The sequence below is a fragment of the Serratia sp. CY27727 genome, assembly GCF_052169275.1.
In the GTDB taxonomy this organism is placed as follows: domain Bacteria; phylum Pseudomonadota; class Gammaproteobacteria; order Enterobacterales; family Enterobacteriaceae; genus Serratia; species Serratia sarumanii.
In genome coordinates this window covers 119987-142523 of record NZ_JBJNLB010000003.1, presented here as the reverse complement: position 1 = coordinate 142523, position 22537 = coordinate 119987, and the positions used below count along the sequence as shown (strand labels likewise).

Annotated in this window: 22 protein-coding genes; 13 read left to right on the top strand and 9 right to left on the bottom strand. The window is 61.7% G+C overall.

The features are described from left to right. Positions 1-3 precede the first annotated feature (3 nt). The 7 genes from murG to lpxC all read left to right on the top strand — a co-directional run bounded on the left by murG (position 4) and on the right by lpxC (position 7897). Positions 4-1068: an undecaprenyldiphospho-muramoylpentapeptide beta-N-acetylglucosaminyltransferase gene (gene murG, locus ACJ8HB_RS10280; RefSeq protein ID WP_004932773.1), complete on the top strand. Its 1065-nt coding sequence runs from the start codon at positions 4-6 to the stop codon at positions 1066-1068. Between the two features lie 84 nt (positions 1069-1152). After that, positions 1153-2628 (top strand): UDP-N-acetylmuramate--L-alanine ligase, encoded by a 1476-nt coding sequence (gene murC, locus ACJ8HB_RS10275; RefSeq protein WP_025301571.1) that lies wholly within the window; start codon positions 1153-1155, stop codon positions 2626-2628. Then, positions 2621-3541: a D-alanine--D-alanine ligase gene (locus tag ACJ8HB_RS10270; protein ID WP_094859822.1), complete on the top strand. Its 921-nt coding sequence runs from the start codon at positions 2621-2623 to the stop codon at positions 3539-3541. The genes murC and ACJ8HB_RS10270 overlap by 8 nt, the downstream gene beginning before the upstream one ends. A gap of 1 nt (position 3542) precedes the next feature. Next, positions 3543-4394 carry a cell division protein FtsQ gene (gene ftsQ / locus ACJ8HB_RS10265; RefSeq protein WP_033637108.1) on the top strand — a complete coding sequence of 284 codons (852 nt, stop codon included), beginning with the start codon at positions 3543-3545 and terminating at the stop codon, positions 4392-4394. Further along, on the top strand, positions 4391-5647 hold the full coding sequence (ftsA, locus tag ACJ8HB_RS10260; RefSeq protein ID WP_004932758.1) for a cell division protein FtsA: 1257 nt from the start codon (positions 4391-4393) through the stop codon (positions 5645-5647). Before ftsQ ends, ftsA begins: the two co-directional genes overlap by 4 nt. 74 nt (positions 5648-5721) lie before the next feature. Further along, the gene (ftsZ, locus tag ACJ8HB_RS10255) at positions 5722-6876 is read left to right on the top strand and encodes a cell division protein FtsZ (protein ID WP_004932757.1); all 1155 of its coding nucleotides are present in this window, start codon (positions 5722-5724) and stop codon (positions 6874-6876) included. A gap of 103 nt (positions 6877-6979) precedes the next feature. After that, positions 6980-7897, top strand: coding sequence for a UDP-3-O-acyl-N-acetylglucosamine deacetylase (gene lpxC, locus ACJ8HB_RS10250; protein WP_025159644.1), 918 nt, complete (start codon positions 6980-6982; stop codon positions 7895-7897). 104 nt (positions 7898-8001) lie between these two features. Here the strand turns inward: lpxC and ACJ8HB_RS10245 are convergent, their stop codons facing one another. Then, positions 8002-8517: a DUF721 domain-containing protein gene (locus tag ACJ8HB_RS10245; RefSeq protein WP_033637110.1), complete on the bottom strand. Its 516-nt coding sequence runs from the start codon at positions 8515-8517 to the stop codon at positions 8002-8004. 26 nt (positions 8518-8543) lie between these two features. Between ACJ8HB_RS10245 and secM the strand changes: the two genes are divergently transcribed. The 3 genes from secM (at position 8544) to mutT (ending at position 12349) form a co-directional block, all read left to right on the top strand. Beyond that, complete coding sequence (gene secM / locus ACJ8HB_RS10240) at positions 8544-9074, top strand: secA translation cis-regulator SecM (RefSeq protein WP_033649205.1); 531 nt, start codon at positions 8544-8546, stop codon at positions 9072-9074. An 82-nt stretch (positions 9075-9156) separates the two neighbouring features. Further along, positions 9157-11865 carry a preprotein translocase subunit SecA gene (gene secA, locus ACJ8HB_RS10235; RefSeq protein ID WP_033637114.1) on the top strand — a complete coding sequence of 903 codons (2709 nt, stop codon included), beginning with the start codon at positions 9157-9159 and terminating at the stop codon, positions 11863-11865. 79 nt (positions 11866-11944) lie between these two features. Next, the gene (gene mutT, locus ACJ8HB_RS10230) at positions 11945-12349 is read left to right on the top strand and encodes an 8-oxo-dGTP diphosphatase MutT (protein ID WP_094859821.1); all 405 of its coding nucleotides are present in this window, start codon (positions 11945-11947) and stop codon (positions 12347-12349) included. A 39-nt stretch (positions 12350-12388) separates the two neighbouring features. Here the strand turns inward: mutT and yacG are convergent, their stop codons facing one another. From yacG to coaE, 3 genes are read right to left on the bottom strand one after another with little or no spacing between them, the layout of a single operon-like run. Further along, the gene (gene yacG, locus ACJ8HB_RS10225; RefSeq protein WP_004932737.1) at positions 12389-12580 is read right to left on the bottom strand and encodes a DNA gyrase inhibitor YacG; all 192 of its coding nucleotides are present in this window, start codon (positions 12578-12580) and stop codon (positions 12389-12391) included. A 51-nt stretch (positions 12581-12631) separates the two neighbouring features. After that, on the bottom strand, positions 12632-13384 hold the full coding sequence (gene zapD, locus ACJ8HB_RS10220; protein WP_033652917.1) for a cell division protein ZapD: 753 nt from the start codon (positions 13382-13384) through the stop codon (positions 12632-12634). Between the two features lie 5 nt (positions 13385-13389). Further along, positions 13390-14004: a dephospho-CoA kinase gene (coaE, locus tag ACJ8HB_RS10215; RefSeq protein ID WP_033637119.1), complete on the bottom strand. Its 615-nt coding sequence runs from the start codon at positions 14002-14004 to the stop codon at positions 13390-13392. Positions 14005-14366: 362 nt separating this feature from the next. Here coaE and ACJ8HB_RS10210 point away from each other — a divergent pair, with 362 nt between their 5' ends. Beyond that, on the top strand, positions 14367-15410 hold the full coding sequence (locus ACJ8HB_RS10210; protein ID WP_047569323.1) for a GMP reductase: 1044 nt from the start codon (positions 14367-14369) through the stop codon (positions 15408-15410). Positions 15411-15462: 52 nt separating this feature from the next. Here the strand turns inward: ACJ8HB_RS10210 and hofC are convergent, their stop codons facing one another. The 4 genes from hofC to nadC all read right to left on the bottom strand — a co-directional run bounded on the left by hofC (position 15463) and on the right by nadC (position 19624). Then, positions 15463-16662, bottom strand: a complete 1200-nt coding sequence (hofC, locus tag ACJ8HB_RS10205; RefSeq protein ID WP_047569321.1) for a protein transport protein HofC — start codon at positions 16660-16662, stop codon at positions 15463-15465. Further along, entirely contained in the window at positions 16659-18101 is a 1443-nt protein-coding gene (gene gspE / locus ACJ8HB_RS10200) for a type II secretion system protein GspE (protein WP_047569318.1), read from the bottom strand. The genes hofC and gspE overlap by 4 nt, the downstream gene beginning before the upstream one ends. A 5-nt stretch (positions 18102-18106) precedes the next feature. Continuing rightward, positions 18107-18544 (bottom strand): prepilin peptidase-dependent pilin, encoded by a 438-nt coding sequence (ppdD, locus tag ACJ8HB_RS10195; RefSeq protein WP_041033285.1) that lies wholly within the window; start codon positions 18542-18544, stop codon positions 18107-18109. Positions 18545-18733: 189 nt separating this feature from the next. Next, complete coding sequence (gene nadC / locus ACJ8HB_RS10190) at positions 18734-19624, bottom strand: carboxylating nicotinate-nucleotide diphosphorylase (protein ID WP_019455086.1); 891 nt, start codon at positions 19622-19624, stop codon at positions 18734-18736. Between the two features lie 84 nt (positions 19625-19708). Here nadC and ampD point away from each other — a divergent pair, with 84 nt between their 5' ends. Beyond that, positions 19709-20305, top strand: a complete 597-nt coding sequence (gene ampD, locus ACJ8HB_RS10185) for a 1,6-anhydro-N-acetylmuramyl-L-alanine amidase AmpD (protein WP_047569314.1) — start codon at positions 19709-19711, stop codon at positions 20303-20305. Then, a complete protein-coding gene (gene ampE / locus ACJ8HB_RS10180; protein WP_047569311.1) occupies positions 20305-21159 on the top strand; it encodes a beta-lactamase regulator AmpE in 855 nt (284 codons plus the stop codon). The genes ampD and ampE overlap by 1 nt, the downstream gene beginning before the upstream one ends. A gap of 60 nt (positions 21160-21219) precedes the next feature. On the opposite strand, the gene hemL is transcribed toward ampE, so the two are convergent. After that, positions 21220-22509, bottom strand: a complete 1290-nt coding sequence (gene hemL / locus ACJ8HB_RS10175) for a glutamate-1-semialdehyde 2,1-aminomutase (RefSeq protein WP_033637128.1) — start codon at positions 22507-22509, stop codon at positions 21220-21222. Positions 22510-22537: the final 28 nt, after the last annotated feature.

The window sequence follows — 22537 nt, the reverse complement described above, 5'->3', positions numbered from 1 at the left end:
GGGATGAGCGGGAAACCTAAGCGTTTAATGGTGATGGCAGGCGGTACCGGCGGGCACGTGTTCCCGGGGCTGGCGGTCGCGCATCATCTGATGGCGCAGGGCTGGCAGGTGCGCTGGCTCGGAACCGCAGACCGAATGGAAGCCGATCTGGTGCCGAAGCACGGGATCGAGATTGATTTTATCCGCATCTCCGGCCTGCGCGGCAAAGGCCTGAAGGCCCAGCTGACTGCGCCGCTGCGGATCTGGCAGGCGGTGCGCCAGGCGAAAGCCATCATGCGCAGCTATCAGCCGGATGTGGTGCTGGGGATGGGCGGTTACGTTTCCGGCCCCGGCGGCCTGGCGGCCTGGCAGTGCGGCATCCCGGTGGTGCTGCACGAGCAGAACGGCATCGCCGGCTTGACCAACCGCTGGCTGGCGCGCATCGCCGCCAAAGTGATGCAGGCCTTCCCCGGTGCGTTCCCGAACGCCGAGGTGGTGGGCAACCCGGTGCGCACCGACGTGTTGGCGCTGCCGTTGCCGGCGGAGCGGTTGCAGGGGCGCGAAGGCCCGATCCGCGTGCTGGTGATTGGCGGAAGTCAGGGCGCGCGCGTGCTGAATCAGACAGTTCCTGAAGTCGCGGCGCGTTTGGGCGATAGAATTACGCTCTGGCATCAGGTTGGCAAGGGCGCGCTGGAAACGGTGCTGCGCGACTACGAAAGGGTAGGGCAGACGCAGCACAAGGTGACCGAGTTCATCGACGACATGGCCGCCGCCTACGCCTGGGCCGACGTGGTGGTCTGCCGCTCCGGCGCGTTGACCGTCAGCGAAATCGCGGCGGCGGGGCTGCCGGCGATCTTCGTGCCGTTCATGCATAAGGATCGTCAGCAGTACTGGAACGCGCGCCCGCTGGAAGAAGCCGGCGCGGCGAAGATTATCGAACAGCCGCAGTTCAACGCCGATGTGGTGGCCGAACTGCTGGCGAGCTGGGATCGCAAGACGCTGCTGGCCATGGCCGAGAAAGCGCGCGCGGTCGCCATTCCGGACGCTACCGAGCGCGTGGCGGCGGAGCTGGTGCGGCTCGCCAAGTAACGAGTGCAGGGGTTCGGTGTGCCGAACCTGAATAAAAGCAATGTGATGTAGGGCCGGGGTACCGGATCCGGATTAGAGAGAGTGATGAATACACAACAACTGGCGAAACTACGTACTATCGTGCCCGAGATGCGTCGCGTCCGGCACATTCACTTTGTCGGCATCGGTGGTGCCGGCATGGGTGGTATCGCCGAAGTGTTGGCAAACGAAGGGTATCAGATCAGCGGCTCCGACCTGGCGCCGAATCCGGTCACCCAACAGTTGAGCGCGCTCGGGGCGACGATTTACTTCAATCACCGTCCGGAAAACGTGCTGGATGCGAGCGTGGTGGTGGTGTCTACCGCCATCTCCGCCGACAACCCGGAGATCGTCGCCGCCCGTGAAGCGCGCATCCCGGTGATCCGCCGCGCAGAGATGCTGGCGGAGCTGATGCGTTTTCGCCACGGCATCGCTATCGCCGGCACGCACGGCAAAACCACCACCACGGCGATGGTCTCGAGCATTTACGCCGAAGCCCGCCTGGACCCGACCTTTGTCAACGGCGGGCTGGTGAAGGCGGCGGGCACCCATGCGCGACTGGGGTCCAGCCGTTATCTGATCGCGGAAGCGGATGAGAGCGATGCGTCGTTCCTGCATCTGCAGCCGATGGTGGCCGTGGTCACCAATATCGAAGCCGACCACATGGACACCTACCAGGGCGACTTCGAGAACTTGAAGCAGACGTTTATCAATTTCTTGCACAACCTGCCGTTCTACGGCCGCGCGGTGATGTGCATCGACGATCCGGTAGTGCGCGAGCTGTTGCCGCGCGTGGGTCGCCATATCACCACCTACGGCTTCAGTGAAGATGCCGATGTGCGCATCGAAGACTACCGGCAGATTGGGCCGCAGGGGCACTTTACCCTGAGCCGTCAGGACAAGCCGTTGCTGACGGTGACGCTGAACGCGCCGGGCCGCCACAATGCGTTGAACGCCGCAGCGGCGGTAGCGGTAGCGACCGAAGAAGGCATCGACGACGAAGATATCCTGCGCGCGCTGGCGGGCTTCCAGGGCACCGGGCGCCGCTTCGATTTCCTCGGTGAGTTCCCGCTGGAGCCGGTCAACGGCAAAGCGGGCAGCGCGATGCTGGTGGACGACTACGGCCACCATCCGACCGAAGTGGACGCCACGCTGAAAGCGGCGCGCGCCGGCTGGCCGGACAAGCGTCTGGTGATGATCTTCCAGCCGCACCGTTATACGCGCACCCGCGATCTGTACGACGATTTCGCCAACGTGCTGTCGCAGGTGGATGTGCTGCTGATGCTCGACGTGTACGCCGCCGGCGAAGCGCCGATCCCGGGCGCGGACAGCCGTTCGCTGTGCCGCACCATCCGCAGCCGCGGTAAGCTGGATCCGATCCTGGTTTCCGATGCCGATACCGTGCCGGAAACCCTGGCGCAGCTGCTGCAGGATGAAGACCTGGTGCTGGTGCAAGGCGCCGGCAACGTGGGCAAAATCGCCCGTAAACTGGCCGAGCTGAAGCTGCAGCCGCCGAAGAAAGAGGAGGAGCACCATGGCTGATAAAGTTGCAGTTCTGCTGGGCGGCACCTCCGCTGAACGTGACGTTTCCCTGCAATCCGGCGCCGCGGTGCTGGCCGGGTTGCGCGAAGCCGGTATCGATGCGCACGGCGTCGATACCCGCGATTTCCCGGTGACCCAGCTGAAAGAGCAGGGGTTCACCAAGGTGTTTATCGCGCTGCACGGGCGCGGCGGCGAGGACGGCACCCTGCAGGGGCTGCTGGAGTTCCTCGAGCTGCCTTATACCGGCAGCGGCGTGATGGCCTCGGCGCTGACCATGGACAAATGGCGCACCAAGATGGTGTGGCAGTCGATGGGCTTGCCGGTGGCGCCTTACGTGGCGCTGAATCGCCAGCTGTATCTCGGCGCTGAAAAAGCGGCGCTGCTGGCGCGCGTGGCGGATCTCGGCCTGCCGCTGATCGTCAAGCCGAGCCGCGAAGGCTCCAGCGTCGGCATGAGCAAGGTCACCGAGAGCGCCGCGTTGGAAGCCGCGCTGGAAGAGGCCTTCCGTCATGACGACGATGTGCTGGTGGAGAAGTGGCTGAGCGGCCCGGAATATACCGTGGCGATGCTGGGCGACCAGGTGCTGCCGTCGATCCGCATCCAGCCGGCCGGCGTGTTTTACGACTATCAGGCCAAGTACATTTCGGACGACACGCAGTACTTCTGCCCGAGCGGTTTGAGCGCCGAGCAGGAAGCCGAGATGGCGGTGTTGGCGCTGCGCGCCTATCGCGGCCTGGACTGCAGCGGCTGGGGCCGCGTCGACGTGATGCAAGACAGCGATGGCAGCTTCTATCTGCTTGAGGTGAATACCTCTCCGGGCATGACCAGTCATAGCCTGGTGCCGATGGCGGCGCGCCAGTTTGGATTAAGCTTCTCGCAGTTGGTGGCGAGAATTTTGGAGTTGGCCGACTGATATGTCGCAAGCTGCCCTGAATGCGCGCGATCGCGAGGTGGATAACGGCCCGCGCCGCAGCAATGGAACCCAGTTGGCGGGAATGATTTTCCTGCTGATGGTGTTGGGAACGGTCGTGTGGAGCGGTTGGGCGGTGCTTGGCTGGATGAAAGACGCCAGTCGCCTGCCGCTCTCAAGGCTGGTGGTGACCGGCGAACGCCACTACACCACCAACGATGATATTCGTCAGGCGATCCTGGCGCTGGGCGCGCCCGGCACCTTTATGACGCAGGATGTGGACGTTATCCAGCAGCAGATCGAGCGTCTGCCGTGGATCAAGCAGGCCAGCGTGCGCAAACAATGGCCGGATGAGCTGAAGATCCATCTGGTGGAGTACGTCCCGGTGGCGCGCTGGAACGATTTGCACATGGTGGACGCCGAAGGTAAAGCGTTCAGCGTGCCGGCAGAGCGGGCGGGCAAGCAGAAGTTGCCGCTGCTCTACGGGCCGGAAGGGAGCGAGCAGGATGTGCTGGAAGGCTATCGGGCGATGAGCGCTTCGTTGGCGGCCAGCAAATATACGCTGAAAATGGCGGCGATGACCGCGCGCCATTCCTGGCAGCTGGCGCTGGACAACGATGTCCGGCTTGAGCTGGGGCGCGATGACCGCAATGGGCGTTTGCAGCGGTTTATCGAGCTTTACCCGGTATTGCAGCAGCAGGGCCAGGCGGAGAGCAAGCGTGTCAGCTATGTCGATCTGCGCTACGAGTCCGGCGCTTCGGTAGGGTGGGCTCCGGTGTTGGTCGATCCGCAGGCGCTTGGCGGTCAGCAAAACAGTAATCAGCAACAGAATCAGGCACAGGCAAAACAACAATGATCAAGTCGACGGACAGAAAACTGGTAGTTGGACTGGAGATCGGTACTGCAAAAGTCTCCGCGTTGGTAGGGGAAGTTCTGCCCGATGGCATGGTCAACATTATCGGGGTGGGCAGCTGCCCGTCTCGCGGTATGGATAAGGGTGGCGTAAACGACCTGGAGTCGGTGGTGAAGTGCGTACAGCGCGCCATCGATCAGGCCGAGCTGATGGCGGACTGCCAGATCTCCTCGGTGTATCTGGCGCTGTCGGGCAAACACATCAGCTGCCAGAACGAAATCGGCATGGTGCCGATTTCGGAAGAGGAAGTGACGCAGGACGACGTGGAGAACGTGGTGCACACCGCCAAATCGGTGCGCGTGCGCGACGAACACCGCATCCTGCACGTGATTCCTCAGGAATACGCCATCGATTATCAGGAAGGCATCAAAAACCCGGTTGGGCTGTCCGGCGTGCGTATGCAGGCCAAGGTGCATCTGATTACCTGCCATAACGATATGGCGAAGAACATCGTCAAGGCCGTGGAACGTTGCGGCCTGAAAGTTGACCAACTTATTTTCGCCGGTCTGGCCGCGAGCTACGCGGTGCTGACCGAAGATGAACGCGAACTCGGCGTTTGCGTGGTGGATATCGGCGGCGGCACCATGGATATGGCGGTGTACACCGGCGGTGCGCTGCGCCACACCAAAGTGATCCCTTATGCCGGGAACGTGGTCACCAGCGATATCGCCTACGCCTTCGGCACGCCGCCGACCGACGCGGAAGCGATTAAAGTTCGACACGGCTGTGCGCTTGGGTCGATTGTTAGCAAGGATGAGAATGTAGAGGTGCCTAGCGTCGGGGGACGTCCTCCGCGCAGTCTGCAAAGACAGACGCTGGCTGAAGTCATTGAGCCACGCTACACCGAACTGTTGAATCTGGTTAACGATGAAATTTTGCAATTGCAGGAGCAACTGCGTCAGCAAGGGGTGAAGCATCATCTGGCGGCAGGTATCGTGCTGACCGGTGGCGCCGCCCAGATTGATGGCCTGGCAGCCTGTGCGCAACGGGTGTTCCACACTCAGGTACGCATCGGCCAACCCTTGAACATCACGGGTCTGACGGATTATGCGCAGGAGCCTTACTACTCGACGGCGGTAGGTCTGCTGCACTATGGAAAAGAGTCTCACCTGAGCGGTGAGACGGAAGTAGAAAAACGCGCCTCGGTGGGCAATTGGTTTAAACGCATCAATAGCTGGCTGAGAAAAGAGTTTTAATGTTTCAACAAAGAGATCATGCTGAGTAATCTTTTTATGATCTCGCAGCGACAGGCACAAAACGGAGAGAAACTATGTTTGAACCAATGGAACTAACCAATGACGCGGTGATTAAAGTCATCGGCGTCGGCGGCGGCGGTGGCAATGCCGTTGAACACATGGTGCGCGAGCGCATCGAAGGTGTTGAATTCTTCGCTGTGAACACGGACGCCCAGGCGCTCCGCAAAACGGCGGTTGGCCAAACCATCCAGATCGGTAGCGGTATTACCAAAGGTCTGGGTGCGGGCGCGAACCCGGAAGTGGGTCGCAATTCAGCGGAAGAAGACCGCGAAGCCCTGCGCGCAGCGCTGGACGGCGCAGACATGGTCTTCATCGCGGCCGGCATGGGTGGCGGTACCGGCACCGGTGCGGCGCCAGTGGTGGCTGAAGTGGCTAAAGATTTGGGTATTCTGACCGTGGCCGTGGTGACCAAGCCTTTCAACTTCGAAGGCAAGAAGCGCATGGCATTCGCGGAGCAGGGTATCGCTGAGCTGTCCAAACACGTGGACTCGCTGATCACCATCCCGAACGACAAATTGCTGAAAGTTCTGGGGCGCGGCATCTCTCTGCTGGACGCGTTCGGCGCGGCCAACGACGTGCTGAAAGGCGCGGTGCAGGGTATCGCCGAGCTGATCACCCGTCCGGGCCTGATGAACGTCGACTTCGCCGACGTGCGCACCGTGATGTCCGAAATGGGCTACGCGATGATGGGTTCCGGCGTGGCTTGCGGTGAAGACCGTGCCGAAGAAGCGGCCGAAATGGCGATCTCCAGCCCACTGCTGGAAGACATCGACCTGTCCGGCGCGCGCGGCGTGCTGGTCAACATTACCGCCGGCTTCGACCTGCGTCTGGATGAGTTCGAAACCGTGGGTAACACCATCCGTGCATTCGCTTCCGACAACGCGACCGTGGTTATCGGTACCTCGCTGGATCCGGAAATGAACGACGAACTGCGCGTTACCGTGGTTGCAACCGGTATCGGTATGGACAAACGTCCTGAAATCACCCTGGTGACGAATAAACAGGCCAGCCAGCCGGTGATGGATCACCGTTATCAGCAGCACGGCATGTCGCCTCTGCCGCAGGAAGTGAAACCTGCCGCCAAGGTGGTCAACGACCAAGCTGCGCAACCGAATAAAGAGCCCGACTATCTTGATATTCCAGCCTTCCTGCGTAAACAGGCAGACTAAGAATATCCTGAGAATTTGGAATCTCCGCTCTTTGTGCTAAACTGTCCCGCCGGCCATGCTGTATGCTTGGCTGGTAGGATGGATAACATTGCGAGATAAAACGATGATCAAACAAAGGACATTAAAACGTATTGTTCAGGCGACTGGCGTCGGTTTGCATACCGGCAAGAAAGTCACGCTGACAATGCGCCCAGCGCCGGCTAATACCGGGGTCATCTATCGTCGCACTGACTTGAATCCACCGGTTGATTTTCCGGCTGATGCAAAATCCGTGCGTGATACCATGCTCTGTACTTGCCTGGTGAATGAGCATGACGTGCGTATTTCGACCGTTGAGCACCTCAACGCCGCGCTGGCTGGGTTGGGCATCGACAACATCGTCATCGAAGTCGACGCCGCTGAAATCCCAATCATGGACGGCAGCGCCAGTCCGTTCGTGTTCTTGCTGCTGGATGCCGGCATCGAAGAACTGAACTCGGCGAAGAAATTCCTGCGTCTGAAAGAGACCGTGCGTGTTGAAGATGGCGACAAATGGGCCGAGCTGTCCCCGCATAACGGGTTCCGCCTGGACTTCACCATCGACTTCAACCACCCGGCTATCGACGCCAGCTCTCAGCGCTATCGTCTTGATTTCTCGGCTGAGTCGTTCGTGCGTCAAATCAGCCGCGCGCGCACCTTCGGGTTCATGCGTGACATCGAATACCTGCAGTCCCGCGGCCTGGCCCTGGGCGGCAGCTTCGACTGCGCCATCGTGGTGGATGACTACCGCGTGCTGAACGAAGACGGCCTGCGTTTCGAAGACGAATTCGTACGTCACAAAATGCTGGACGCCATCGGCGACCTGTTCATGTGCGGCCACAACATCATTGGCGCGTTTACCGCGTACAAGTCTGGCCACGCGTTGAACAACAAACTGCTGCAGGCCGTGTTGGCCAAGCAGGAAGCGTGGGAATACGTGACCTTCCAGGACGAAGCCGAAATGCCATTGGCATTCAAGGCACCGTCTACCGTATTGGCGTAAGGTCTGAATTCCTCGCCCGCTGCGAATAACGGCAGGCGCATCCTTTGAGAGCCTGAGCATTCAGGCTCGTGATGCGGTCTGATGTTTTGCAGTTGTGTCGCTGATTACTTATCACGACTGGTTGTGTTGGTACCCTCTCCGGCCAATGCAGCCAGCCGTTCCAATATCTTGCGCAGTTTTTCCGGGCTACGGCTCGCCAATCCTCTCAGTTCTTCCGCACTTTCCAGACTCAAATGCCGCATCGGCACCGGTTTTTCCGGCGCTTTCTCTGCGTTTTGCACCTGGTGGCTGCCTTTCGCCATCAAGGCCGGATTAATCCTGATGTCGATCGACGACAATGATGGTAGAATTTGCGCTCGTAGTGCAGACAGCAAAGCGGGTTGTTCGTAGCGCAAGCGCATCATCCAACTGGCATTTGCCGTTTCGAGCACTAAAATACCCTGTCGGAAATTCGCGACGCGGCACCAGGGATGCAGGGGAGCGGGCAACAGGCCCTTCACTGCACGGTTAAGCTTGAGCAGCGCCACCGCGCGTTGCTGGACGTTATGCAGCGGCCCTTTGCTGCCGGCAGACGCGTCGTCGAACAGGACATCTAATAATTGTGGACGGCTATCGCGCATAATGGGCTCCGGCGGATTATAAACTCGTGATCGGTATTCTAAATCGTTGGCGACAATTTGGCAGACGTTATTTCTGGCCCCATCTCCTGTTAGGGATGGTTGCGGCCACGCTTGGCGCGTCTTCCAGTTTGTCCGGCGCCCCCGATCAGGCCGCACTGCCGAATACGTCGTCCAGCCTTAACCGGCAAAATGCGGCCAATGGCACCTTCAACAGCCTGGCCCTGCTGCAGGACGCGCACCGCCGTCCTACCTTCAGCGTAGATTATTGGCAGCAACATGCGCTGCGCACCGTCATTCGTCACCTTTCTTTCGCGCTGGCGCCGCAGGCGGTTTATGCGCGGGTGCAGGAGAGCGAAGCCGAAGCGGAACCCCCTTTGCAGGTGGCGCAACTGGCGCTGCTGTCCACCCTCAACGCGCTGCTGACGCACGAGCCGAAGCCGCCGACCATCATTCGCCATACCCACCTTGAGGTGCTGCCAACGCTGGCACGGCACCAGACCGGCCTGTGGGTGGCGCAGGTACAGGGCATTCGCGCCGGGCCTGCCGCGCTCGTCTGACTCCGCCCTTCGGGCACAAAAACCATAAATAATAGCAAGTTGACTGCCGTATCAGGCCGTCATGACAGAGATATCAAACATCATGTTAGTGAAATTATTAACCAAAGTTTTTGGCAGCCGTAACGATCGTACCCTGCGCCGCATGCGCAAAGTGGTTGAGCAGATCAACCGCATGGAACCGGACATGGAAAAACTGTCCGATGATGAGCTGAAAGCGAAAACCAACGAATTCCGCGCGCGCCTGGAGAAGGGCGAATCGCTGGAAAGCCTGATTCCGGAAGCCTTCGCCGTAGTGCGTGAGGCGAGCAAACGCGTGTTCGGCATGCGTCACTTCGACGTGCAGCTGCTGGGCGGCATGGTGCTGAACGATCGCTGCATCGCCGAGATGCGCACCGGTGAAGGTAAAACCCTGACCGCCACGCTGCCGGCTTACCTGAACGCCCTGAGCGGCCGCGGCGTACACGTCGTGACCGTCAACGACTATCTGGCGCAGCGTGACGCCGAAAACAACCGTCCGCTGTTCGAGTTCCTCGGCCTGAGCATCGGCATCAACCTGCCGGGCATGCCGGCGCCGGCCAAGCGTGAAGCTTACGCCGCCGACATCACCTACGGCACCAACAACGAATACGGCTTCGACTACCTGCGCGACAACATGGCGTTCAGCCCGGAAGAACGCGTGCAACGCAAACTGCACTATGCGCTGGTGGATGAGGTGGACTCCATCCTGATCGATGAAGCGCGTACGCCGCTGATCATCTCCGGCCCGGCCGAAGACAGCTCCGAGATGTACATCAAGGTCAACAAGCTGATCCCTAAACTGATCCGCCAGGAAAAAGAAGACTCCGACACCTTCAAGGGTGAAGGGCACTTCTCGGTGGATGAGAAGGCGCGCCAGGTTCACCTGACCGAACGCGGCCTGATCCTGATCGAAGAGATGCTGGTGGAAGCCGGCATCATGGATGAGGGCGAGTCGCTGTACTCGCCGACCAACATCATGCTGATGCACCACGTTACCGCCGCGCTGCGCGCCCACGTGCTGTTCACCCGCGACGTTGACTACATCGTGAAAGACGGCGAAGTGATCATCGTCGACGAACACACCGGCCGTACCATGCAGGGCCGCCGCTGGTCCGACGGCCTGCACCAGGCGGTGGAAGCCAAAGAAGGCGTGGAGATCCAGAACGAGAACCAGACGCTGGCTTCGATCACCTTCCAGAACTACTTCCGTCTGTACGAGAAGCTGGCGGGGATGACCGGTACCGCCGATACCGAAGCCTTCGAATTCAGCTCGATCTACAAGCTGGACACCATCGTGGTGCCAACCAACCGTCCGATGATCCGTAAGGATATGCCGGATCTGGTGTACATGACCGAGAAAGAGAAGATCGGCGCCATCATCGAAGACATCCGCGAGCGTACCGCCAAAGGCCAGCCGGTGCTGGTGGGCACCATCTCGATCGAGAAATCCGAAGTGGTTTCCCGCGAACTGACCAAAGCGGGCATCGACCACAAGGTGCTGAACGCCAAGTTCCACGCCATGGAAGCGGATATCGTCGCCCAGGCCGGCCAGAGCGGCGCGGTGACCATCGCCACCAACATGGCGGGCCGTGGTACCGATATCGTGCTGGGCGGCAGCTGGCAGGCCGAAGTGGCGCTGCTGGAAGCGCCGACCGAAGAGCAGATCGAAGCCATCAAAGCCGCCTGGAAAGAACGCCACGACGCGGTGCTGGCGGCGGGCGGCCTGCATATCATCGGCACCGAGCGCCATGAATCGCGCCGTATCGATAACCAGCTGCGCGGCCGTTCCGGTCGTCAGGGCGATGCCGGTTCATCCCGCTTCTACCTGTCGATGGAAGATGCCCTGATGCGTATCTTCGCTTCGGATCGCGTGTCCGGCATGATGCGTAAACTGGGTATGAAAGAAGGCGAAGCGATTGAGCACCCGTGGGTGACCAAGGCGATCGCCAACGCCCAGCGCAAGGTAGAGAGCCGCAACTTCGACATCCGTAAGCAGCTGCTGGAATACGACGACGTCGCCAACGATCAGCGCCGCGCCATCTACAGCCAGCGTAACGAATTGCTGGACGTGTCCGACGTGAGCGAAACCATCGCCAGCATCCGCGAGGACGTGTTCAAGAGCACCATCGACAACTACATCACGCCGCAGTCGCTGGAAGAAGAGTGGGACATTCAGGGGTTGGAAGAGCGCCTGAAGAACGACTTCGATCTGGAGATGCCGATCGCACAATGGCTGGACAAAGAGCCGGAGCTGCACGAAGAGACGCTGCGCGAACGCATTCTGGAGAACGCCAAAGAGCAGTACCAGCGTAAGGAAGACGTGGTCGGCAGCGAAATGATGCGCAACTTCGAGAAGGGCGTGATGCTGCAGACGCTGGATTCCCTGTGGAAAGAGCACCTGGCGGCGATGGACTACCTGCGTCAGGGTATCCACCTGCGCGGCTATGCGCAGAAGGATCCGAAGCAGGAGTACAAGCGCGAATCCTTCAACATGTTCGCCACCATGCTGGAATCGCTGAAATATGAAGTGATCAGCGTGCTGAGCAAGGTTCAGGTGCGGATGCCGGAAGAGGTGGAAGCGCTGGAACAGCAGCGCCGTGAAGAGGCCGAGCGCCTGGCGCAGCACCAACAGTTGAGCCACCACGACGAGAACGCGCTGGTGACCGAAGATCCGAACGCGCCGGCGACCGCCGAGCGTAAAGTGGGCCGCAACGATCCATGCCCATGCGGCTCCGGCAAGAAATACAAGCAGTGCCACGGCCGCCTGCAGTAATGCCGGCCGCGGTTAACCGACAACACCAGGGGTTCAGCTTGCTGAGCCCCTGTTTTTTGACACCCATCAGGAGGGTGAGATGAAACATTTGAATATCGCCGTGGGCATCATCCGCAATGCGCAACGGGAGATCTTTATTACCCGCCGCGCCGCCGACGCGCACATGGCCGGGTTCTGGGAGTTTCCCGGCGGCAAGATCGAACAGGGTGAAACGCCGGAACAGGCGCTGAGCCGCGAGCTGCGGGAAGAGACCGGTATCGAAGCCGAACGTGCCGAGCTGCTGGAGGTGGTGGAGCATCGCTTCAGCGATCGCATCGTGACGCTGAATTTTTATCTGGTGGAGGCCTGGGCAGGCGAGCCGTTCGGCCGCGAGGGGCAACCGATGCGCTGGGTAAAACAGGCGGATCTGCGTGAAGACGAATTCCCGGAAGCCAACGTCGGCATCATCCGACTGCTGGTGGCGCAGGCGAGCGCCGCGCAATGACAAGCGTGGCCTGGCGCCCGCCAGGCCAACCGTGGGCGATCAGCGATCGTCCATTTCACTCCAGTCTTCGCTTTCCGACAGATCGCTGTTGCTCGGAATGCGCTTCTCTTCATCTGCCCACTCGCCGAGATCGATCAGCTGGCAGCGCTTGCTGCAAAACGGCCGGAACGGGCTGACTTCACCCCAAACCACGCCGGTGCCACAGGTTGGGCATTTTACTACGGTCGTCATAACGGTTCCTTACGCCTTCTGTCAGTGCTGAGAAGGCTTTCTTTCACAAGTTCAACAACAGGCCAGTTCGAACGTCAGGCGTTCAGGCACCACGCCATTTTCGCTGTCCAGCGGCAGGAAACGAATGGCATAACGCGTCTTGTGGCCGGAAATCTGCGGATAAAGCTGCGGCGCCAGATGGAGGCGCAGGCGCAGCAGATCCGCCCCTTCGGCGTTGTCCTGGAAAAAGCCGTTCAGGCTGATTTGATTGCGGAACGGCCCGGACTGGCGGATCAGATCCAGCACCATGGTCAGCGCCTGGTTCAGCGGATCCAGCGACTGCAGCCAGGTGGCGACGTCGGCGTCGCGATCCTGCTGCGGCGCGTGCATCCACATGTGCAGGGTCGGCAGATCGAAGCTGCAGCAGCCGCCGGGAATGTTCAGCCGTTGACGCACCAGGCCGATCAGCCGGTCTTCGCGCAACGCCTGGCCGAGGCGCGGCGCCGCCATCAGCGCCGATGAGCGCGACTTCAACTGGCCGCGCAGCTGATCGATCAGCGCCATATCCACGCCCGGCACATCGGCCCAGGCCAACAGTTTCTGCTGCTGGCGCTCCAGCTCTTTGAGCAGTTCGGTGCGCACTTCGCCGCGCTCCAGCACGTCCAGCAAGTCGGAGACGGTGCGAAAGAAGGTGAGGGCGATGGCGGTTTCACTCAGGGCGCGTTGGCCGTGCAGCTGTTGCAGCAGAAATTCGATGCGCAGCCAGGTGCGCATTTTTTCGTTCAGCGGGTGTTCAAAGAGAACGGTTGGGGAAACATCACTCATGCAGTTTAATCCTGTTGGGGCGCTGTTGCCGCCAGTTCAAGGTAGCGACGATGCAGTGCGGCGACCTGTGGCTCTATCCCCTGAGCGGCGCCGCTGTTGTCAATAATGTCATCCGCCACGGCGAGGCGCTGCCGGCGCGTGGCCTGGGCGGCGAGAATGCTTTGCGCCTGCTCACGGCTGACGCCGTCGCGCGCGATGGTGCGAGCCAGCTGGGTTTCGGCATCGACGTCGATCACCAGCACCCGATCGGCGCGATCCTGCAGGCCGTTTTCCACCAGCAGCGGCACCACCCACAGCGCGTACGGGCTGGCGGCCTGCGCCAGTTGGCGCTGGGTTTCACGGTGTATCAGCGGATGCAGCAGCTGGTTCAGCCAGGTTTTGTCATCGGGATGGCTGAATATGCGCTGACGCAGCGCAGCACGGTTCAACGCGCCGTCCGGCAGCAACATTTCATTACCAAATCGTTCGGCGATCGCGGCCAAGGCAGGGGTGCCCGGCTCGACGACCTGACGGGCGATCACGTCGGCATCGACAAGGGTTGCGCCGTGGCGCGCAAAGGCGTTCGCGACGGTCGTCTTGCCGCTGCCTATGCCCCCGGTCAACGCAACAATGTAGGCCATGGTGTTAGGTGCATCCGATGTTCATAAAAAAATAATAGTCGAATCATAAAGCGATCGCGCAGAAGTGCAAGTCGGCAGGCGGCGCTTGCGCGTCGGCACCGTTCGGGCGGCGAGAAAAAGCGCAGCGGCATGGCAAAAATGAGCGGGCAATCACACTGCGGTTATGCAGGTAAATTTGTCGGATTGTAGCGTAAATAAAGGCGAATTCGCAGTCTTGTTCGGCGATTATTAGCGCGTATTATAACGTCACTGGAACTGGCATTAATCTCGCCGCCGTCTTTTTGCGCCACTGGAAAGCCGTCGGGCAGAGATTCGAACATCCTCCTTGCGATCCGTCGCCATTAACCAGGAAATCATAAGTCATGCGTATTGAAGAAGATTTGAAGTTGGGCTTTAAAGACGTGTTGATCCGCCCTAAGCGCTCCACGCTGAAAAGCCGCTCCGAGGTTGAACTGGAACGTCAGTTTACCTTCAAGCATTCAGGTTGCAGCTGGTCCGGCGTGCCGATTATCGCCGCCAACATGGACACGGTGGGCACCTTCCGCATGGCAGAGGCCCTGGCTTCTTTCGACGTTCTCACCGCCGTACACAAACATTACAGCGTCGAGCAATGGGCTGACTTCGTGCAGCGCATGCCGGAATCGGTGCTGCGCCACGTGATGGTGTCCACCGGCACCTCCGAAGCCGACTTCGCCAAAATGCAGCAGATCCTGGCTCTGTCTCCGGTGCTGAAATTCATCTGCATCGACGTGGCCAACGGCTACTCTGAACATTTCGTCGCCTTCCTGCAGAAAGCGCGCGAAGCCTGCCCGAATCACGTGATCTGCGCCGGCAACGTAGTGACCGGCGAGATGGTGGAAGAGCTGATCCTCTCCGGCGCCGACATCGTTAAGGTTGGCATCGGCCCGGGCTCAGTCTGTACTACCCGCGTGAAGACCGGCGTGGGCTACCCGCAGCTGTCGGCGGTGATTGAATGCGCCGATGCTGCCCACGGGCTGGGCGGCCAAATCGTCAGCGACGGCGGCTGCTCGGTGCCGGGCGACGTCGCTAAAGCCTTCGGCGGCGGCGCTGACTTCGTGATGTTGGGCGGCATGCTGGCCGGCCACGAGGAGTGTGAAGGCACCGTGGTGGAAGAGAACGGCGAAAAGTTCATGCTGTTCTACGGCATGAGCTCCGAGTCGGCGATGAAGCGCCACGTCGGCGGCGTGGCGGAGTATCGCGCGGCCGAAGGCAAAACCGTCAAGCTGCCGCTGCGCGGCGAGGTGGAGTTTACCGTGCGCGATATCCTCGGCGGCCTGCGCTCTGCTTGCACCTACGTTGGCGCCGAGCGCCTGAAAGAGCTGACCAAGCGCACCACCTTTATCCGCGTGGCGGAGCAGGAAAACCGCGTCTTCGGCAGCAAATAAGCCGCACCTTGCATTCGGGCGTCGCGTACCGCGGCGCCCGCTATCCTCTTTTTTATCCCAGCACGCTGCCCAGTTGAAAGATAGGCAGGTACATGGCGATCACCAAAGCGCCGACAATCCCGCCCACCACCAGCATCAGCAGCGGCTCCAGCGTTTGCGCCAGCGTATCGGCCAGCTCGTGCGTCTGCCGTTCATACCACTGCGCCAATTTATCCAGCAAGACGTCCAGCGAGCCCGATTCTTCGCCCACCCGCACCAGCTGCCGGCACAGCGGCGGAAACAGCGGTTGCAGGGCGAGGGCGTGATGAAACGCCTCGCCTTCGGCGAGCTGCCGCTGCACCTGCTCCAGCGCCTGTCGGTACAGCAGATGGTCGGCCGCCAGCGCCGCCGCGTTCAAGCCTTCCACCAGCGTCAGCCCCGCGCGTTGGGTCATGGTCAGAATACGAAAGGTTTGGCTCAGCGCGCCGCCGCTCACCAGCCGGGCGATCAGCGGCAGGCGCAGCAAGGCGGCCTGCTCACGTCGGCGCCACGGCGGGCGCGGATGCAGCCAGCGGCAATAGCCGAACATCAACGCGCCGAGCAGCAGCGCCAAATAGGGGCCAACGGCGATCAGCAGCGCGGACAACCCCAATAACCCTTGGGTAAACCAGGGTAGCGGCGCATCGAACGACTGATAAACCTTGGCGAATTCCGGCAGCACCATCACCAGCATCAGCACGCTGACCAGCAGCGCCACCGCACAGATGAAGAGGGGATAGCGCAGCGCTTTGGTCACTTTGCGGCGCAGCAGCAATTGGGCTTCCTGCTGCTGCGCCAGCTGCAGGCAGCAGTGATCGAGATTGCCGGTTAGCTCGCCGATGGCGATCAGTTGGCGATAGATAAGTGGAAAAACGCCTGGCTGCGCGGCAAGGGTTTCGGAGAGCGGCTGCCCTTCGCGCACCTGTTCTGCCAACTGGCGCAACAGGCAACGCCAGGCCGCCGAAGGGTGCTCTGCCGCCAGAAGCTGCAGCGTATTGACCAGCGGCAACCCGGCCTGCAGCAGGGTGGCGAGTTGGCGGGTGAAGTGGATCAAAGGTTCTCCGCGCCACTGGCCGGGCGTGACGCGTTTGCCGTGCCCGATCCGCCAGGGTTGCATGCCTTGCTCAATCAGCAACCGGCTTACCTGCCGTTTTTCATCGCTCATCAGTTCGCCGCGGCGCAGGGCGCCCTGGGCGTCGAAAGCCTGCCAAAGAAACAGCCGGCGCGCTTTCATGGCGCGGTTACGCCGAGCTGGACGACGTCGATCACGCGGTACAGCTCTTCCAGCGAGGTTGCGCCTTCGCTGGCCAGCGCCAGGCCCGCCTGCAGCAGCGAAAGCTGCCCCTGTTCGCGGGCGATATCCGCCAGCCGGCTGGGAGCGGCGTTCGCCAGCAACGCCGCCTGTATTTCCGGCGTAATGGGCAACAGTTCATACACGCCGATGCGCCCGTAGTAGCCGCCGAAGCAATGCTCGCAGCCATCGGCGCGCCAGGCGGTCAGCGGTTCCGGCCAGACCGAGGCAGGAAAATGCGTGGGTTGGCTGTGCGGGTAGCGGCAGTGGCGACACAGCCTGCGCACCAGCCGCTGCGCGATGACCAGTTTCAGACAGCCGGCGAGCAGGTAGCCGGGGATACCCATGTGCATCAGGCGCGTCAGGGTTTCGCCGGTGGAGTTGGTATGCAGCGTCGACAGCACCAGGTGGCCGGTTTGCGCGGCCTTGACCGCGATCTCGGCGGTTTCCGCATCGCGGATCTCGCCGATCATGATGACATCCGGATCCTGGCGCAGCAGGGCGCGCAGCACCCGGGCGAAGCTCAGCTCGGTTTTGGCGTTGATCTGGGTTTGATTGACGCCGAACAGCGGTATCTCGATCGGATCCTCGACGCTGCACAGGTTGCTTTGCGCATCGTTCAACTGGCGCAGGCCGCTGTACAGCGTTACCGTCTTGCCGCTGCCGGTCGGGCCGGTCACCAGGATCAAACCTTGCGGGCAGGCCAGCGCCGCCGCGTAGCGCGCCAAATCCGCTCGGCTCATGCCCAGTTGATCCAGCGGCAGCTCCTGCTGTTCGCCCTGCTGAACGCGCAGCACCACCTTTTCGCCGTGTAGCGTCGGCAGAGTGGCGATACGCATGGCATAGCGCGCGCCGTCCAACGTCAGGCTGAGCTGCCCGTCCTGAGGCTGACGGCGCTCGGCGATATCCAGCTGGCCGAGGATCTTCAACCGGGCGATGAGGCGTGCGGTCAGCTGGGGTGACGGCGAGGCGAGGGTTTGCAGCACGCCGTCGATGCGCAGGCGAATGCGAAAATGCTGCCGAAAGGGCTCGAAGTGGACGTCCGAGGCGCGACGCTGAATGGCCAGGCGCAGCGTCTGGTTGATGAACTGCACCACCGGCGCGTCGCCGTCGTCGGGGTAGGCGATGTCGGCGCTGTCTTCTTCGGCCGCCAGCGGCGCCGGTAGCGGTTCCTGGCGTTGGTTCAGCGCCTGCTCCAGCCTGGCCGCCGGCCATTGCTCCAGATGGATGCGCTTGCCGGTGGCGAAACGCAGCGCCGCCAGCAGCCCTTGCGGCGCCTCTTCGTTGAGGGCGATCGTCAGGGTGGTCGGATCTTCGTTCAGCGCCAGCGCCTGATAGCGCCGGCACAGGGCGTGAACTTCTTCGCTGATTTGCGCGTTCATCGCCGTTACTCCGCCGCGTTGTCGAAGCGGAAGACTTCCTGGCACACTTCAACCAGCGTTGCGTTTTCGCTGCTGCACAGCCGGCTCCAGCGGGTCAGCCCATCGGCGTTCACTTTGGGGGTTAATGCCACTGCCAGCCCCTGCAGCGTTTGGGTGCCGGTCAGTGTGATCACGCCTTTGACGACTTTCACCCCGCTGACGTAACGCGACGTGCCGCCGGTGGGAATGCCTTTGCTGCCGGCTTCACAACCGGTGGGGGCGCCTTCGTCCAGCACGCACAGCTCGACCGCCAGTTTGTACGGCGACATGGTTTGCAGCATGTCGGTCATCGCCGCTTTCTGGATGTAGCGCTGGTAGGCGGGAATGCCGATGGCACTGAGGATGGCGATGATGGCGATCACCACCATCAGTTCTATCAGGGTAAAGCCGCGTTGCGTTTCCATGCGTTGTCTCCTCCATAAGGGTGTGGAAGGCAACGGTAGCGGTTTGCGCGGGGGCACGGCGAGGGGCTTTTGCGCGTTTCTCGGCGCGTTTCCATCAGTAATGACGTTGTTTGCAGCGGTGAATAAAAGGGTGCGAGGGGCTTCGCAATTTTACGGTAACGCCCCCGGCAGCGGCCGGGGGCGAGGGGATCATTTGAAGCGCATCGACAGATCGAGCGCGGTCACATGCTTGGTCAGCGCGCCGACCGAAATGTAATCCACGCCGGTCTCGGCGAAGGTGCGCAGCGTCTCACTGGTGACGTTGCCGGATACTTCCAGCTGGGCGCGGCCCTGGGTTTGTGCGACCGCCTGGCGCATCATCTCGACGCTGAAGTTGTCCAGCATGATGATGTCGGCGCCGGCGTCCAGCGCCTGCTGCAGTTCATCGAGCGATTCGACTTCCACTTCCACCGGCACGTCGGCGTGCAGCCAGAAGGCTTTTTCCACCGCGTTCTTGATAGAGCCGGAGGCGATGATGTGGTTTTCCTTGATCAGGAAGGCGTCGGACAGCCCCAGCCGGTGGTTGCTGCCGCCCCCGCACAGCACGGCGTATTTCAGCGCGGTGCGCAGGCCGGGCAGGGTTTTGCGGGTATCAAGCAGGCGAGTCCGGGTGCCTTCCAGCAGAGCCACATAGCGGCTGACCTCGGTCGCCACGCCGGAGAGCGTCTGCACGAAGTTCAGCGCGGTGCGCTCGCCGGTCAGCATCACTCGTGCGGGGCCGCGCAGCCGGCAGAGCGGTTGGTTCGGCGTCAGACGGTCGCCGTCCGCCACCAGCCACTCCACCTGCACCTGATTGCCCAATTGAATAAAGACCTCATTCAGCCAGCGGCGGCCGCAGAATACGCCGGCTTCGCGGGTGATGACGGTGGCTTCGGCCTGCTTGTCCGCCGGTAACAATTGCGCGGTAATATCGCGCCCGGCGTCGACTTCACCCCCCAGGTCTTCGCGCAGCGCCTGGGCGACGGCATAGGGAATATCACTTTCAATTCGTTCAAGAAGCTCGGTGCGGCGACTGTCGGCACTGTAGCGGCGTGTCGGCATGGAAAACTCCGAAATGGACGGTTAGATCGTAGGGGAACATGCTACTCTGTTGCAGGAATAAGTACCACCGCAGAGAGGTGTCTGATGCAGTTGGAAAATGGCTGGATTGTCGGGGTGACGCGAGTGGTCTCGCCGCACTGCGATCGGCGCCCGGATGACGAGCCGCCGTCGCTGTTGGTCATCCACAACATCAGCCTGCCGCCCGGCGAGTTCGGCGGCCCCTATATCGACCAGCTGTTTACCGGCACGCTCGATCCCGCGCAGCACCCCTATTTCGCCGAGATCCATCAGCTGCGGGTGTCGGCGCACTGCCTGATCCGCCGCGACGGGGAGATCGTGCAGTACGTGCCCTTCGACCAGCGCGCCTGGCACGCGGGCGTTTCCCTGTATCAGGGGCGCGACCGGTGCAACGATTTCTCCATCGGCATCGAGCTGGAAGGCACCGATCAGTTACCCTACACCGAGGCGCAATACCGCGCGCTGCAGGCGGTCACCGCGCTGCTGGCCGAACATTATCCGCCGCTGGTGGCCAATATCGCCGGGCATTGCGATATCGCCCCCGGCCGCAAGACCGATCCCGGGCCGGCGTTCGATTGGGATCGCTATCTGGCATCTCTGGAACAACGCGGCGCGCCCGCCGACGCTATGCTTGAGACAAGAAAAAGGGAGAGGAATCGCTAATGACGCTGTTTACGCTGTTGCTGGTTTTGGCCTGGGAGCGCCTGTTTAAGCTGGGAGAACACTGGCAGCTGGATCACCGTCTCGAAGTGGTGTTTCAGCGGCTGCATCGGGTTTCGCTGGCGCAGACGCTGGCGATGACCGCCGCCTGGATGGTGGTCGTCTGGGGCGTTCTGTGGCTGTCGTACGGGTTGTTCTTCGGCGTGGTGACGCTGCTGCTGTGGATCGTCATCGATCTGCTGTGCGTCGGCGCCGGCATCAAGCGCAAACACTACCGCGCCTACCTGAAAGCGGCGCGGCAGGGTGATACCCACGCCAGCGATCAGATGGCGGAAGAGCTGGCGTTGATTCACGGTTTACCGGTGGACTGCAGCGAAGAGCTGCGCCTGCGCGAGCTGCAAAACGCGCTGCTGTGGATCAACTTCCGTTATTACCTGGCGCCGCTGTTCTGGTTCGTGGTCTTTGGGCCTTACGGGCCGATCGCGCTGGCGGGGTATGCCTTCCTGCGCGCCTATCAAACCTGGCTGGCGCGCCACAATACGCCGCTGGAGCGTTCGCAATCGGGCATCGATCACCTGCTGAACTGGCTGGACTGGATCCCGGTGCGCTTGGCCGGGGTGGCCTATGCGCTATTCGGCCACGGCGAGCGGGCGCTGCCGGCCTGGTTCGCCTCGCTGGGGGATCGGCATTCATCGTCGTATCAGGTGCTGACGCGGCTGGCACAGTTCTCGCTGGCGCGCGATCCGCATATGGATCCGGTGCAAACGCCGCGGGCGGCGGTGACGCTGGCGCGCAAGGTGACGATGATCATCGTGGTGGTGGTGGCGCTGTTGACCATTTACGGCACGCTGCTTTAAGCGGCAGCGAAAAGCAAAACGGGCGCCGAGGCGCCCGTTTTTTTGGCCATTCGGCCGGGATTACAGCTTGGCGAAGCAGCGACGCGCGGCGTCGATGGTGCGCTGAATGTCTTCCTTGCTGTGCGCCACGGACATGAAGCCCGCTTCGAAGGCGGACGGCGCCAGATACACCCCTTCTTCCAGCATCAGATGGAAGAAGCGCTTGAAGCGTTCCACGTCGCACTGCATCACGTCCTGGTAGCAGGTGACCGCCGGCGCGTCGGTGAAGAACAGGCCGAACATGCCGCCGACGTTGTTGACCACCAGCGGGATATTCTCTTCCTGCGCCGCGTGCAGCAGGCCAGCGGCCAGCATCTCGGTCAGTTCGGTCAGCGTCTGGTGCACGCCCACCTGCGACACTTCGGTCAGGCAGGCATAGCCCGCCGCCATGGCGATCGGGTTGCCGGACAGGGTGCCCGCCTGGTAGACCGGGCCGGTCGGCGCCAGCGCGTCCATCACGTCGCGGCGGCCGCCGAAGGCACCCACCGGCATGCCGCCGCCGATAATTTTGCCGAGGCAGGTCAGATCCGGCTCGACGCCGTAATAGGACTGTGCGCCGGCCAGCGCCACGCGGAAGCCGGTCATCACTTCATCGATGATCAAGAGCGCGCCGTACTTGTCGCACAGCGCGCGCAGGCCCGGCAGGAATTCCGGCAGCGGCGGCACGCAGTTCATGTTGCCGGCGACCGGCTCGACGATGATACAGGCGATCTCGGACGGGTACTGCTCGAAGGCGGCCCGCACCGAATCCAGGTCGTTATAGGTGCAGGTCAGGGTGTGCTTGGCGAAATCGGCCGGCACGCCCGGTGAGTTCGGCTGGCCGAGGGTCAGCGCACCGGAACCGGCTTTCACCAGCAGGCAGTCGGCGTGGCCGTGGTAGCAGCCTTCGAACTTGATGATTTTGTCGCGGTTGGTGTAGCCGCGCGCCAGGCGGATGGCGCTCATGGTGGCTTCGGTGCCCGAGTTCACCATGCGCACCATATCCATCGTCGGCACCAGCTCAGTGACCAGCTGCGCCATTTTGACTTCCATCTCGGTCGGCGCGCCGAAGCTCAGGCCGCGCTGCGCCGCTTCGATCACCGCGTCGCGGATCGCCGGGTGGTTGTGCCCCAGCACCATCGGCCCCCAGGAACCGACATAGTCGATATAGGCCTTGCCGTCGGCATCGAACAGATAAGCCCCGTCTGCCCGCTCGATAAACAGCGGCACACCGCCCACGCCGGTGAATGCACGCACCGGAGAGTTCACCCCGCCGGGGATCAACTGTTGCGCCTGGGCGTACAGACTTTCGGACTTGCTGTGTAGGCTCATAAATCGGCTCCTGGATTCTCTTTTGAAT

Coding starts and splice junctions, on each gene's coding strand:
- ACJ8HB_RS10210 (WP_047569323.1), top strand. CDS start 14,367: ATGCGTATTGAAGAAGATTTGAAGTTGGGCTTTAAAGACGTGTTGATC.
- ftsA (WP_004932758.1), top strand. CDS start 4,391: ATGATCAAGTCGACGGACAGAAAACTGGTAGTTGGACTGGAGATCGGT.
- mutT (WP_094859821.1), top strand. CDS start 11,945: ATGAAACATTTGAATATCGCCGTGGGCATCATCCGCAATGCGCAACGG.
- ampE (WP_047569311.1), top strand. CDS start 20,305: ATGACGCTGTTTACGCTGTTGCTGGTTTTGGCCTGGGAGCGCCTGTTT.
- zapD (WP_033652917.1), bottom strand. CDS start 13,384: ATGAGTGATGTTTCCCCAACCGTTCTCTTTGAACACCCGCTGAACGAA.
- ppdD (WP_041033285.1), bottom strand. CDS start 18,544: ATGGAAACGCAACGCGGCTTTACCCTGATAGAACTGATGGTGGTGATC.
- yacG (WP_004932737.1), bottom strand. CDS start 12,580: ATGACGACCGTAGTAAAATGCCCAACCTGTGGCACCGGCGTGGTTTGG.
- ftsQ (WP_033637108.1), top strand. CDS start 3,543: ATGTCGCAAGCTGCCCTGAATGCGCGCGATCGCGAGGTGGATAACGGC.
- murC (WP_025301571.1), top strand. CDS start 1,153: ATGAATACACAACAACTGGCGAAACTACGTACTATCGTGCCCGAGATG.
- ftsZ (WP_004932757.1), top strand. CDS start 5,722: ATGTTTGAACCAATGGAACTAACCAATGACGCGGTGATTAAAGTCATC.
- nadC (WP_019455086.1), bottom strand. CDS start 19,624: ATGCCGACACGCCGCTACAGTGCCGACAGTCGCCGCACCGAGCTTCTT.
- lpxC (WP_025159644.1), top strand. CDS start 6,980: ATGATCAAACAAAGGACATTAAAACGTATTGTTCAGGCGACTGGCGTC.
- murG (WP_004932773.1), top strand. CDS start 4: ATGAGCGGGAAACCTAAGCGTTTAATGGTGATGGCAGGCGGTACCGGC.
- hofC (WP_047569321.1), bottom strand. CDS start 16,662: ATGAAAGCGCGCCGGCTGTTTCTTTGGCAGGCTTTCGACGCCCAGGGC.
- ampD (WP_047569314.1), top strand. CDS start 19,709: ATGCAGTTGGAAAATGGCTGGATTGTCGGGGTGACGCGAGTGGTCTCG.
- ACJ8HB_RS10270 (WP_094859822.1), top strand. CDS start 2,621: ATGGCTGATAAAGTTGCAGTTCTGCTGGGCGGCACCTCCGCTGAACGT.
- gspE (WP_047569318.1), bottom strand. CDS start 18,101: ATGAACGCGCAAATCAGCGAAGAAGTTCACGCCCTGTGCCGGCGCTAT.
- secA (WP_033637114.1), top strand. CDS start 9,157: ATGTTAGTGAAATTATTAACCAAAGTTTTTGGCAGCCGTAACGATCGT.
- ACJ8HB_RS10245 (WP_033637110.1), bottom strand. CDS start 8,517: ATGCGCGATAGCCGTCCACAATTATTAGATGTCCTGTTCGACGACGCG.
- coaE (WP_033637119.1), bottom strand. CDS start 14,004: ATGGCCTACATTGTTGCGTTGACCGGGGGCATAGGCAGCGGCAAGACG.
- hemL (WP_033637128.1), bottom strand. CDS start 22,509: ATGAGCCTACACAGCAAGTCCGAAAGTCTGTACGCCCAGGCGCAACAG.